An 11657-nucleotide genomic window follows, 5' to 3' on the forward strand; every position below is an offset into this window, starting at 1 on the left:
CGCCGTTCGCGCGGGGGTCAGACACGCTGGCGGGCCTGCCTGCCGGCGGCGAAACGGTCGAGGGCGCCGGTGGCGGCCAGTGCCCGGGTGAGCGCCCACGCGAGGACGCCTCCCAGAAGGGCCCCGGAGACGACGCCCGTGCCCAGGTAGACCAGGTTGACGGAGAGGGCTTTCTCGTAGTTGCCCGTCACGAACTCGTAGGCCCAGGCGCCGCAGAAGGCGCCGGCCCCGGCCAGGGCGGCGGTGGCGATGGTGTAGCGCCGGTAAGCGAAGAGCAGGAAGAAGAGCTCCGCGCCCAGGCCCTGGACGAGGCCGGAGTACAGGGTGGTGATGCCCCACTGGGATCCGAGGGCGGCGGACACCGAGGCGGCGAGGAGCTCGACGAAGAGGGCGGCGCCGGGCTTGCGGATGATGAAGCCGCCCAGGGGCCCGCCCAGCATCCAGATGCCGGTGGCCAGGCCGCCGAGGCCGGGGGCCAGGTTCCCGAAGAGCTCGTACCCGGCGCCACCGACCTGGTTCCACACCAGGAAGATGAGGCCGCACGCGACGGCGAGTACGGCGGCGGTGACGAAATCGATGACCCGCCATCCCATTTTCGGGGCGGCGGGGGTGCGTGGTTCGGCCATGCTCAGGTGTCTCCTCTCGTCAAGCACAGCGGCCACGAGGGAAGAAGCCTTCCTACGCCGGTATGGTCCGGTTCAGGTTCAACGGTCGGGGTCCATCCCCTTCTCAGCTCGTCGTGAGCTCCCGTGGCACAGTGGCGAGCATAGTGGCTAACCATCGTCCTCGCGAGTCCGGGCGCGGGGACGGGCCCCGACCTGCGCCGACGCGGTCCCCGGGCGCCCCGGCCAGGGAACGCGGCCCACTCGTCGAGGGCCTTTGCCCGCGCCAACACCATCGGCCGCATGGGACGTGTCCCCCGTCGTCCGCCAGTTCCCGCCACACCGCGAGTCGCTGCGATCGACGTGGGGGGGAACCACCGCCGGATCACAGCATCCGTCCTCTCATGCGGTTTCGAGGTCCTTCGCGATCAAGGCGCGCAGGTATTCGGACCGCGTGCTCCCCGACGCCGCTGCCCGATCATCAAGGGCTTCGACTTGCGAAACGGGCAGCCGCACGGCGACAGCCGCTGTTTCCTCGTCGAAGAGGGGCGGCCGTCCCGGTACGGGCCGCCACTGGCCCGGGTACTTCCCCCCTTCGAACATGCGCGCTTCGGCTTCAAGTTCTTCATCCGTGGCTGTTCCGCCGCCCCTGAGGTGGTAGGTGGTCATCGTTTCCTCCGTTCGCGGCCCAGAACCTCGGTAAGGAAGTTCTGCAGCGGACCGTCCCCGCACCGGGGTCGCGTCTACGAACATGGATGGTCGCAGCTGTGACTGCAACCATCCACATGCGGTTCACGCCACCAGGCGCTCAGGACTCCAGGTACTCCTTGGCGGCAGTGAGGACCTGGTCCCACATGCCGGCCTCGTCCTCCCACGCCTGGCGGACCACGTCCTCGTCGTCGCTGACCGACGACAGGCCGGACTCCTCGACGTGGATGGCGACGCCGCCGCGCTCCTCGGACAACGAGATCTCGACGCGCGTCGTGCGGCCGTCGGGCAGCTCGTCGTCGGCCAGGGGGTACCAGCGGTAGGCGACGACGTCCATCGGGTCCTCGTCGGCCTTCTCGATCAGCCACTGCCCCGCCTCGGGGTCGTTGACGCGGTAGACGCCGTCATCGCCCCGGGTGACGTCGTGGTCGCCGAGGGGGCCGTCGTTGACCCACCACCCGGGTTCGGACACGAGCGCCCAGGCCTTCTCGACCGTCGCGTCCACCACGACGTCGGTCTCGACCCGGTCGAAGTCGTTCTCACCCTCAACGGGCTCATCAACGAAGATGCTCATGTGACAACGGTAGCGCCCCGGACCGCCCCGCGCGCCGCGGCGCGGTCCGGGGGGCGCCGATCAGGCCAGGCGGGTGACGCGGTAGCGCCAGCTGGGGCCGGCCTCGAGCGTCTCCACGCGGTAGTGGGACGAGGAGTCCCGCAGGTGGGCGAAGAGCGGCTCGGGCTGGTGGGGCGCGCGGATCCGGATGTTCTCGCCCACGGGCAGGCTGTCCACCGCCGCGAAGAGCACGGCGTGCCGCACCACGCGGGGGATGGAGTGGATGACCAGCTCGTCGTCGCTGCTCTGGTGGACCACTCCCGCGCCCCCTCGGTGCTCATGCCCGTGGCGGTGGCGGTGACCGCCGCCGTGCCCGCCGCACCCGCAGCTCGACGAGGCCGGGGCCGCCTCGGGGGCCTCGTGCCCGCCGCACCCGCAACCCGACGGGGCCGCCTCGGGGGCCTCGTGCCCGCCGCAGCCGCAGTCGGCGGCGGGCTGCGTGCTGGCATCGACCAGTTTGAAGGTCTGGGCGCCCGCGGGGGCCGCCTCGGGATTGGTTGCCACGGTGTCTCCTTTTGTCAGGCGATCATGGGCTCGGTGCCCACGGGCGACCAGTGTAGGGTTCCCCAACCAGGCCGTCGCGGGGAACAGCAGGGGACCTTCCGATCGGCGGGCGCACGTGTTCCCCCGGGCACGAGTGCGGGCACGGGTCCGCCGTTCCGGCCCACCGGCTCCCCCTCGGACCCACTCCCCGCCCCTTCTTGGTGCCGCACACAAGGGCGGGAATTAGACAACACCGCACCGCACACAAGGGCTTGATTCCGCCCTTGTGTGCGGTGCGTATTTCGTAAATCAGCCCCCTTGTGTGCGCACCCCAGGGAAGCCGGTCCGGGACCCGGCCCTTGCGGGGGCGCAGCGCTCCCCGGACGCGAGCATGGGCACCCGTTGTCGGCACGGACGCGCCTTGTCGGCTCCGCGAGGGGCTATCTCATCGCGAGGGGAGCGTCGGCACGGACGCGCGCTGTCGGCTCCGCGAGGGGTGGTCGGCACGGACGCGCATTGTTGGCAACGTGAGGGGGTCGTCGACACCGCGAGGGGGATATAACGCGCGCTCATGTCAACAAAGCGCGTCGGTGCCGATATCCCATGCAGATCGTCGACAACGCGCGTCGGCGTCAGCCGGTGCCGTCACCACGCCGGTGGCCTTCGTCGGCACCGCGGCGACGGCCCCCCGACCGGCGGCCACGACGCCCGCGGGCGCGCCCGGAGGGCGTCCCGACCACCGGTTGCCCTCAGTCCTGGCGCAGTGCGAACTCCGCCTCGACCTCCACAGACACGCCCAGGGGAAGGGCCGCGACGCCGACTGCGCTGCGCGCGTGGGCGGAGCCGAAGACGTCGCCGAACAGCTCGGAAGCGCCGTTGACGACCCCGGCCTGCCCGTAGAAGTCAGGGCGCGAGGACACGAAGCCCACCACTTTCACGACGCCCGCCAGCCTGTCCACTCCCCCGGCGGCGGCAGCGGCGGCGGCGAGCGCGTTGAGGGCGCACACGCGCGCCGCCTCCTTGGCGTCCTCGGGGTCGACCCCGCCCTCGCCCACTGCGCCGACGCACACCGGTTCCCCTCCGACGACGGGGATCTGCCCGGATGTCCGCACGACGCCGCGGTCGATGACGGCGGGCGTGTACGCGGCGACGGGGGTGGCGACGGGCGGCAGCTCGATGCCCAGTTCGGCCAGCTTCGCTGAGGGTTTCGTCATGGTTGCTCCTTTCGCGGCGGCGCCTGCGCGGGTGCGGCGGGCTGGCGCCGCGTTCAGGGTAGCGCGGGGCCGTGGGCGCCGCACCCGCCCGCCGCGCCCCTCGGGCACAATAGTGTGGCGGAAAGGAGCCCTATGGACATCGTCATTCAAATCGGACTGATCTGCGCGCTGCTGTACGTGCTCGGAGTGCTCCTGCACGGCAGGCGCTCGCGCCGGCGCCTCGTGTTCCTGCGGACTCTGGCCTTCCTGACCTTGACGGCCCTGGGCAACGCGCTGCTGCTGGTGCTCCTGGCCGTCGGCGGGGGCGCGCTGTTGAGCGCGGTGGCGCTCATCAAGGATCCGAACGCGTTCGACAGCGCCAGGAACGCCGCCGGGATCCTCCAGTCGCGCTTCGGGGACTTCCGCAGCGTGTGGCTGCTGCTGACGCTGCTGGTCCTCGTGCTGCTCACGGCCGTCATCCAGTTGGCGGTGAGGCGCGTGCTCACCCTGCGCTTCCACTTGGCCGCCGACGAGGAGGTCTACGAGATCGCCGAGTACTTCATCCAGTGGTTCACGATCTTCCTGGTCGTGTACCAGTTGTACTTCGCTGGGATCAAGGAGGTGTTCGAAGCGTACCTGAGCAGGTCCTTGACGAACATGGCCTTCGATATCGCGTTGACGCCGGAGAACCTCAATATCGTCATGCAGCCCATCGCCTTCTCGACGTGGGTCGTCATCGCCGTCGAGCACATGCGCAAGCACGCTGCGCACTCCGCGCCCCCTGACGCGCCCCCGGATCCGGAGTCCGGGGTGGGCGGCGACTAGGCACTACGAGGCGAGGGCCGCCGCGCCCAGCGCCGTCCCGGGCCCGGCGGTCCGGGCCCAACGATCCGAGCCCAGCGGTCCGAACCCAGCGGTCCGAACGCAGTGGTCCCATTGGGGTAGGAAACCACGCATTGGGGCAGGCAATTTGCCTACCCCAATGACCCGTTGCCTACCCCAATGCGCCACAGCCGACCCCAACACACCTCTCAGGCAGCCCCAGCACGCCGCAACCAGCCCCCATGCCGACCCGCACCCGCCCAGGACCACCCGGCCACCGCGCGCCCGTGCGCGTTTCACAGCACTCGTCAAGTGAACAGCGCCATAGTTCCGGGCAGCAGGAACTTCTACCTTTCTTTAACATACGAGCTAACATGTATGTATGAGACGAACAGCTGAGGACGCGGCCAAGACCCGCGTCGCGCTGCTGGAAGCGGCGCTGATAGCCTTCGAGGAGAAGGGGTGGAGGGGGGCGACGTTCGAGCACATCGCCGAACGAGCGGGCGTGACGCGGGGCGCGTTGCACCATCACTTCCGCGACAAGCGGACCCTGTTGGCGGAAGCGCTCGAATGGGGCTGGTCCGACTACGGCCAGCGCCTATTCGACACGGTCAGCCCCGCCACTGGCGATACCGGCAGCGCCGACGGGACCGTCGCACTCGATGAGCGGGCGCATCGCGCAGTCGAAGAACTGCTCGCGCGCTTCGTGCGACTCATCACCGGCGACCGGGCGTTCAGGGCCCTGGCCTCGACGACGGTACTGGTCGCGCCCCAAGCATTCGAACACTACGACAAGGGCGACGCGCTCGACGACTGGCGTGAACGCATCGAGGGGATCGTCGCCTCCCGCAGGGGCGCGACCAACGTCGCGCCACGGGACATCGCGGGCCTCGTCCTCGTACTGCTCCAGGGGTTCACCGTAGCCGCGGTGACCCGACCCGATGACCTTCCGCAACCCGACCGGCTCGACGCCACGATGGCGGCACTGGTGAAGGGGTTGCTCGAAACATGAAAGAACCACATGACCACCAATACGACCACCAACGATCCGCGCCCCGACGGCGCGGCCCCCGACGACGGCGCGCTTCCCCGCGCAACCCCCGCCCGGGCGACTGCCGTCTCCGGGGCGATCCTCTTCACTGACATGCTACTCCAGGGCCTGGCGATCCCGGTCCTCCCACTGCTGCCCGCCGTGGTGGAGCGGGGAGCCGCCGCGACCGGCATCCTCTTCGCCTCCTACGCCGTGGCGATGGTGATCGCCACGCTTTTCGCCGGTCGCATGGTCGACCGGCGTGGGAGCAAGGGACTGCTCGTGGCCGGCGTCATCGTGCTGGCAATCGCCACCCTCCTGTTCGCAACCGGCGGTCCCTACTGGCTGCTGCTGGCAGCGCGTTTCGCGCAGGGCTTGGCCGGCGGCGTCGCATGGGTCGCGGCCCTTTCCCTGATCGCCGCATCGACTGGATTCGACGAACGGGGCCAGATGATGGGCATCGCGATGTCGACCGTGACCCTCGGCGTGCTCGTCGGCCCGCCCCTGGCCGGCTTCCTGGTCGACGCCCTCGGACCGGCTTCCCCGTTCCTGGTCGCCACCGCCGTCGCACTCGCCGACCTCGCCGCGCTGTTGGCCCTGATCCCAGGCTCGCCCCGGCGCACCGACGACTCGGCCGGCCCCCTCGCGGTGCTGCGCGTGCCCGGTTCCGCCTCCATCGTGACCACCATTGCCATCGGCGCGGCGGTCCTCGCAGCGGTGGAGCCGGTTCTGCCGGCCCACCTCGGGGCACGGGCATCCACCACAGCCATCGGCATCCTCTTCGGCGTCGCTGCGCTGGCGGGCATCATCGCCAACCCGATCGTGGGGCGGTTCGTGGCATCGACGAGCCCCCGTCTGCTCACTGGAATCGGCGTCGTCGCGGCCGGTGCCGCGCTGGTGGTGCTCGGACGCTCGACCGGAGTCTGGGAGGCCGGGGTCGGCATGGGCCTGCTCGGCCTGTCCTCAGCCCTGCTGCTCGCCCCGGCCACCACCTTGATCAGCGAACAGGGGTTCAGGTCGGACCCGCCCACCTTGGGGGGCTCCTTCGCCCTGTACAACCTCGCCTACGCCACGGGACTGGCGATCGGCCCACTGCTGACGGGCTTCGGCGTGCAGCAGACCGGATTCGCCACTGCGATGGCCATCGCCGCCGCAGTGCTCGCCGCTCTGGGCGGCAGCGCCCTGACGCGCCTGCCCACCGGATGGGCCGCCGAGCGCGCCTCCACCACCGCTCGCGCAGACCGAACCCGTGCGTGACACTACGCACTCGAGTGCGCCCCCGCCCTGATTGATGGGCGGGGGCGCCCCCGGATCCGGAGTCCGGGGTGGGCGGCGGCTAGTCACTACGAGGCGAGGGCCGCCGCGCCCAGCGCCGTCCCGGGCCCCGCCCGCTTGGTGTCATCCTGCGCCCCCCAGCGCCGCCACCCGTTCGGCGCCCTTCCGGGCCCAGCGGTCCGAACCCAGCAGTCCGAACCAGCGGTCCGAACCCAGCGCCCTCCCGGGCCCAGCGGTCCCATTGGGGTAGGAAACCACGCATCGGGGCAGGCAATTTGCCTACCCCAATGACCCGTTGCCTACCCCAATGCGCCACAGCCGACCCCAGCGCGCCCGTCCGCGGCACCGTCCCCACTCGGCCCTCCGCCGCTCCCCGCCGCCCCCCGCTCAGTCCACATCCGTTGAGGCACCTGGCGGGACCTGGCCACCGCACCATTCCCCACTCCCCTCCTCCGCTCCGTCCTGCGGACGGTCCGACGGCCCCGGGGCAGGAGCACCGCCCGAGCGCCCCGCACTGCCGTCGAGGCGCTGGACGTGGAGCGTGAGGCGCGCGACCGCGCGGCGCAACTGGGCGACCTCCCTGGCGAGGGCGGCGGTGTCCGGCCCAACGCCATCCCCCACGACGCCCGCTCCCCCATCCGCACTGGCAGCACCCGGCCCCGCGGCCGCTCCCCCTTCGGCCGCGGCGCCCTCATCGCCCGGACTGCCCGCTCCGTCGTCCGGACAGCCCAGGCTGCCCCCAGCGCCGCCACACGCGGCAGCGCCAACACCGCCGCCGTCCGCCCCATCCGCACCGGCCTGTGCCCTGTCGTCGGCCCTGCGGCCCCACGACGTTCCGCACGCACCGGCCTGCGCGCCGCCGAGGACTCCCCCGGGCGCGCGCCCCGGCCCGCGCGCCGCCTGTTCCGCGTCGTCGCGGACCCGCTCGACGATCCACGAGGAGAAGAGGCCCGTGACCACGCCGAGCAGCGCGATTCCGAAGAGCATGAAGCCTGTGGCGACGACCCTCCCAGTGGGGGTGACCGGGGAGATGTCCCCGTAGCCGACGGTGGTGACCGTGACCAGCGACCACCACAGGGCGCGGCCGACGTCCGTGATGAGGGCGCCCTGCGCGTGGCGTTCCGCTTGGAGGACCGCGAGCGCCCCCATCCATACGAGCAGGACGGACAGCCCGCCCGTGTACAGGACGAGGCGCCCCCGGAAGGTTGTCTCCGCACGGCGCTGGAAGACGCGGAACGCCGCGAGTATCCGCACGAGGCGCAGCGGCCGCAGCGCGGGTAGCGCCACGGAGGCGAAGTCGAGTATGTTGTGGCGCAGCCAGTGCCATCTGCGGGGCGCGGTGGCCAGGCGGACGGCGAAGTCCACGGCGAAGAGCGCCCAGCAGCAGTCGAGGACCGCCTCGTGGCCGCCCTCCTCCCCGGGGTCGGTGAGGACCTCGGCGGAGTAGACAGCCAAGAAGACGACGGCGATCGCGATCATCGGCCATTCGGTGAGGCGCTCCCACCTCTTGTGGAGCCGCTCACGCGGATCAGGATCTTTCGTGGGGCGCGTCATTCACCTATTGTGCATCGCTTCACGATCAGATGGAATACCCGGAAAGTCCCAAAAGTCGCCCAGAAACAATCCAGGGATCTCCCAGACATGGATGGAGTAATTGATCGTAACCAAAACGTTACCTAAGGAGGAGCACCAATGAGCACCTTGCAGATGATCGGCATCGACCTCGCGGCCATGCTCGTCCTCGTTCTCGGACTCTACTTCCCACGCCACCGCCGCTCCGACCTGGTGGCCGCCTTCCTCGGCGTGAACGTCGGCGTGCTCGCGGTGGCGACGGTCCTGGCCAATTCGACGGTGAGCGCGGGCCTGGGCCTGGGGCTCTTCGGCGTCCTGTCCATCATCCGCCTGCGCTCGGACCAGATCTCGCAAACGGAGATCGCCTACTACTTTGCCGCCCTGTCGATCGGACTGCTGTCGGGCATGTCCACCCAGGCCACGCCCCTGCTGATCGGACTCATCGCCCTCATACTGGGCGCCCTGGCACTGGGCGACTCGGCACTGGTCTTCGGCCGTTACACGACGCGAACCGTCCAACTGGACAGCGCGATCGCCGACCAGGACGCCCTCGTCGCCGCCCTCGAGGAGCGCCTGGGGGCCTCCGTGGTCGCCACCAGGGTCATCAAACTCGACCTCGTCAACGACCTCACCCTGGTCGATGTGCGCACGAAGCAGTCGCCCGGGAAGAGCACCACGGCGTCCCCCCGCCGCGGCGCCCGGCCCCACGTCGGCGCCGACCCCCAATCCCCCGCCCACGCCGAGGCCGCATAGGCCGGTCGGCCCCGCGCGGAGGACCAGCCCCGCAAGAAGGAGGAGAAGCAATGCCCACCACCCGCACCCGCGTCGTGCCCCGCGCCCTCGCGCCCATCGGCCTCGGGGACCTCAATAGGCGCGCCGCCCTGCTCACCCGTGTCGACCGCAAGTACGTCCTGGGGCTCGAGGAGGCCCGTAGGGTGCTGGCGCTGGTGGACCCGGCCTCGCGCCTGCTGAGCATCGACGGGCTCGACGTGTCCGCCTACTCCACCACCTACTACGACACACCCGGGCTGGACGCGTTCTCCATGACCGCGCGCCCCCGCAGGCGCCGCTTCAAAGTGCGCACCCGCCTCTACCTGGACTCCGGCCAGGCGTTCCTCGAGGTCAAGACCCGCGGCCCGCGCGGCACCACCATCAAGGAACGGCAGCGGATCGCGCCCCACGAGGCGGGAGGGCCCCTGACCGACGCCCACCGGGAGTGGATGGCCGACCGCCTCGAGCGCGTGGGCCGCCCCGGGGCCGCCCGGGAGGTGGAGCCAGTGCTGCGGGGGTCCTACTCGCGGTCCACTCTGCTGCTCCCCGGGGGCCGGGCGCGGGCCACCATCGACTCCGACCTCGCGTGGGCGGCGCTCGATCCCCGGGGGCGCCCGGCGCGCACGCTGGCGCGCCCCGGCCTCGTCATCGTCGAGACGAAGGGGACCGCCACCCCCTCGTGCCTCGACCGCCTCCTGTGGTGCAATGGACACAGGCCCACCAGGATCTCGAAATACGCGACGGCCATGGCCGCGCTCCACGAGGAGCGGCCCACCAACCGGTGGAACCGCGTCCTCACCCGGCATTTCGGGCTCGCAGCCTGACTGAGAGGAAGACACGCCCATGAAAGCCTTGAAACCAGCATTCACCCCAGCCCGGGCGCTCGGCGCCGTCGTCCTCGTCTCCGCACTGGCCCTCGGCGCCTGCTCGTCGGGTTCGAACGGTCAGGCGAGCGGCGCGGCCGCCACGACGGCCGCCCCGGCTTCCGCGACGGGCGCAGGCGACACGACCGCCCCGCCCACGGCCGCCGAGGCGCTGGCCGCGAACGCGAAGGCCTCCCACGTGGAGGACTCCGACTGGTCCGCCTCCGACGCGGTCGACGTGGCGCTCAGCGGCACCGGCGCGACCAGCTCCTCGGACGGAGTGTCCAGCGCCGACGGGACCGTCACCATTTCGAAGGCGGGGGTCTACCGCCTCACCGGATCCCTCAGCGGGAAGGTCGTCGTGGCCGCCGGGGACGGGGACCGCGTCGTGCTGATCCTCGACAACGCGACCATCGCCTCGTCGTCAGGAGCGGCGATCGAGGCGACCACCGGCGACGACCTGGTGCTCTCCCTGGTGGGGAGCTCGACCGTCACCGACGGCTCATACACGGCGGACGCCGAGGCGAACGCCGCGGTCTACGCGGACATGGACCTCACGATCACGGGGGCGGGATCCCTGTCCGTCACCTCCGGCGCCTCCGACGCGATCACCTCGAAGGACGACTTGTACGTCGCCTCGGGCACGATCACGGCCACTGCCTCGGACGACGGCCTGCGCGGCAAGGACTCCCTCACCATCGCGGGCGGCGAGGTGGCGGTGGCGTCGGGCGGGGACGCCCTCAAGTCGGACCAGGACTCCGATGAGACGAAGGGCTACGTCGCCATCACCGGCGGGTCGGTGAGGGCCGTCGCCGACGGGGACGGCATCGCGGCGGAAACGGACGCCATCATCACGGGCGGCTCCGTCGACATCACCACCGGCGGCGGGGCGGCGGCCGGCGAGCCCGCCTCCGGCTCCGCCAAGGGCATCAAGGCGGGGACCTACGTCCTCACGGGCGGCTCCCCCACCGTGACCGTGGACTCGGGGGACGACGCCATCCACGCCGACGGGGCGCTGCGCCTCAGCGGTGGCACGGTCACCGCCTCGTCGGGCGACGACGGCGCGCACGCGGAGGTCGCGGCGGTCCTGGACGGCGCGGACCTCACGGTCCCGCGGTCCACCGAGGCCCTCGAGGGCGGCCTGATCACGGTGTCCGCCGGGAAGGTCGACCTCACCAGCACAGATGACGGCGTCAACGCCTCCGGTTCGACCACCGTCGAGGCGGGGCTGGCCGCGAAGGAGGAGTCGGACTCGTCGACCGCGTCGCCGCAGCCGGCCTCTCCCGACGGCGCGGGCACCATGGAGGACACCGGCGAGCAGCTCACCATCACGGGCGGGGTCCTCACGGTGAACGCGGACGGCGACGGACTGGACTCGAACGGCTCGCTCACCATCAGCGGCGGCACGGTCACCGTCTACGGCCCGAGCTCCGGGGCGAACAGTGCGCTGGACTCCAACGGCGCAATGACCATCACGGGCGGCACCCTCATGGCGGTCTCCACGAACGAGATGGTGGAGACCCCGACCTCCACGGACGGCCAGGGCTGGGTGAGCGCCGAAGTCACCGGCGCCGCGGGGGACGCCGTGACGGTCGCGGACTCGTCGGGCACGGTACTCGGCTCGTTCACGCCGCCCAAAGCGTTCAGGAACGTCATATTCTCCGCGCCGGGCATGGCGAACGGCTCCACCTACACGGTGACCGCGGGCTCCAGCAGCGTCGAGGC

At 71.2% G+C, this 11657-nt stretch carries 12 protein-coding genes and 1 riboswitch; of the genes, 6 read left to right on the forward strand and 6 right to left on the reverse strand.

Annotated features, from left to right (window positions below):
- Window positions 1–17 precede the first annotated feature (17 nt).
- The 5 genes from BH719_RS06215 to BH719_RS06235 form a co-directional block, all read right to left on the reverse strand.
- Window positions 18–626, reverse strand: a complete 609-nt coding sequence (locus tag BH719_RS06215) for an ECF transporter S component (RefSeq protein ID WP_009743957.1) — start codon at window positions 624–626, stop codon at window positions 18–20.
- A 32-nt stretch (window positions 627–658) separates the two neighbouring features.
- Window positions 659–761: riboswitch (TPP riboswitch) on the reverse strand.
- 243 nt (window positions 762–1004) lie between these two features.
- A complete protein-coding gene (locus BH719_RS06220; RefSeq protein WP_009743958.1) occupies window positions 1005–1271 on the reverse strand; it encodes a ribbon-helix-helix protein, CopG family in 267 nt (88 codons plus the stop codon).
- Window positions 1272–1410: 139 nt separating this feature from the next.
- Window positions 1411–1884 carry an SRPBCC family protein gene (locus tag BH719_RS06225; protein ID WP_009743959.1) on the reverse strand — a complete coding sequence of 158 codons (474 nt, stop codon included), beginning with the start codon at window positions 1882–1884 and terminating at the stop codon, window positions 1411–1413.
- A gap of 60 nt (window positions 1885–1944) precedes the next feature.
- Window positions 1945–2427: a DUF2249 domain-containing protein gene (locus BH719_RS06230; RefSeq protein ID WP_009743960.1), complete on the reverse strand. Its 483-nt coding sequence runs from the start codon at window positions 2425–2427 to the stop codon at window positions 1945–1947.
- Window positions 2428–3155: 728 nt separating this feature from the next.
- Window positions 3156–3620: a RidA family protein gene (locus tag BH719_RS06235; protein WP_009743961.1), complete on the reverse strand. Its 465-nt coding sequence runs from the start codon at window positions 3618–3620 to the stop codon at window positions 3156–3158.
- A gap of 132 nt (window positions 3621–3752) precedes the next feature.
- Here BH719_RS06235 and BH719_RS06240 point away from each other — a divergent pair, with 132 nt between their 5' ends.
- The 3 genes from BH719_RS06240 to BH719_RS06250 all read left to right on the forward strand — a co-directional run bounded on the left by BH719_RS06240 (window position 3753) and on the right by BH719_RS06250 (window position 6708).
- Window positions 3753–4424: an SA1002 family membrane protein gene (locus tag BH719_RS06240; RefSeq protein WP_009743962.1), complete on the forward strand. Its 672-nt coding sequence runs from the start codon at window positions 3753–3755 to the stop codon at window positions 4422–4424.
- Window positions 4425–4803: 379 nt separating this feature from the next.
- Window positions 4804–5433 (forward strand): TetR/AcrR family transcriptional regulator, encoded by a 630-nt coding sequence (locus tag BH719_RS06245; RefSeq protein ID WP_009743963.1) that lies wholly within the window; start codon window positions 4804–4806, stop codon window positions 5431–5433.
- A gap of 9 nt (window positions 5434–5442) precedes the next feature.
- Window positions 5443–6708 (forward strand): MFS transporter, encoded by a 1266-nt coding sequence (locus BH719_RS06250; RefSeq protein WP_009743964.1) that lies wholly within the window; start codon window positions 5443–5445, stop codon window positions 6706–6708.
- A gap of 405 nt (window positions 6709–7113) precedes the next feature.
- On the opposite strand, the gene BH719_RS06255 is transcribed toward BH719_RS06250, so the two are convergent.
- On the reverse strand, window positions 7114–8280 hold the full coding sequence (locus BH719_RS06255; protein WP_009743965.1) for a potassium channel family protein: 1167 nt from the start codon (window positions 8278–8280) through the stop codon (window positions 7114–7116).
- 138 nt (window positions 8281–8418) lie between these two features.
- Here BH719_RS06255 and BH719_RS06260 point away from each other — a divergent pair, with 138 nt between their 5' ends.
- The 3 genes from BH719_RS06260 to BH719_RS06270 all read left to right on the forward strand — a co-directional run.
- Window positions 8419–9051 carry a DUF4956 domain-containing protein gene (locus BH719_RS06260; protein ID WP_009743966.1) on the forward strand — a complete coding sequence of 211 codons (633 nt, stop codon included), beginning with the start codon at window positions 8419–8421 and terminating at the stop codon, window positions 9049–9051.
- Window positions 9052–9101: 50 nt separating this feature from the next.
- Complete coding sequence (locus BH719_RS06265; protein ID WP_009743967.1) at window positions 9102–9893, forward strand: polyphosphate polymerase domain-containing protein; 792 nt, start codon at window positions 9102–9104, stop codon at window positions 9891–9893.
- Window positions 9894–9912: 19 nt separating this feature from the next.
- Window positions 9913–11657, forward strand: a 1745-nt coding sequence (locus tag BH719_RS06270) for a carbohydrate-binding domain-containing protein (protein ID WP_009743968.1), incomplete at its 3' end; no start/stop codon positions are given.

The organism is Pauljensenia hongkongensis (assembly GCF_001746855.1).
Lineage (GTDB): Bacteria > Actinomycetota > Actinomycetes > Actinomycetales > Actinomycetaceae > Pauljensenia > Pauljensenia hongkongensis.

Excerpts from the sequence above, each read along its gene's own strand:
- BH719_RS06255 (WP_009743965.1), bottom strand. The coding sequence starts at position 8,280 with ATGACGCGCCCCACGAAAGATCCTGATCCGCGTGAGCGGCTCCACAAG.
- BH719_RS06265 (WP_009743967.1), top strand. The coding sequence starts at position 9,102 with ATGCCCACCACCCGCACCCGCGTCGTGCCCCGCGCCCTCGCGCCCATC.
- BH719_RS06240 (WP_009743962.1), top strand. The coding sequence starts at position 3,753 with ATGGACATCGTCATTCAAATCGGACTGATCTGCGCGCTGCTGTACGTG.
- BH719_RS06225 (WP_009743959.1), bottom strand. The coding sequence starts at position 1,884 with ATGAGCATCTTCGTTGATGAGCCCGTTGAGGGTGAGAACGACTTCGAC.
- BH719_RS06235 (WP_009743961.1), bottom strand. The coding sequence starts at position 3,620 with ATGACGAAACCCTCAGCGAAGCTGGCCGAACTGGGCATCGAGCTGCCG.
- BH719_RS06220 (WP_009743958.1), bottom strand. The coding sequence starts at position 1,271 with ATGACCACCTACCACCTCAGGGGCGGCGGAACAGCCACGGATGAAGAA.
- BH719_RS06245 (WP_009743963.1), top strand. The coding sequence starts at position 4,804 with ATGAGACGAACAGCTGAGGACGCGGCCAAGACCCGCGTCGCGCTGCTG.
- BH719_RS06250 (WP_009743964.1), top strand. The coding sequence starts at position 5,443 with ATGACCACCAATACGACCACCAACGATCCGCGCCCCGACGGCGCGGCC.
- BH719_RS06260 (WP_009743966.1), top strand. The coding sequence starts at position 8,419 with ATGAGCACCTTGCAGATGATCGGCATCGACCTCGCGGCCATGCTCGTC.
- BH719_RS06215 (WP_009743957.1), bottom strand. The coding sequence starts at position 626 with ATGGCCGAACCACGCACCCCCGCCGCCCCGAAAATGGGATGGCGGGTC.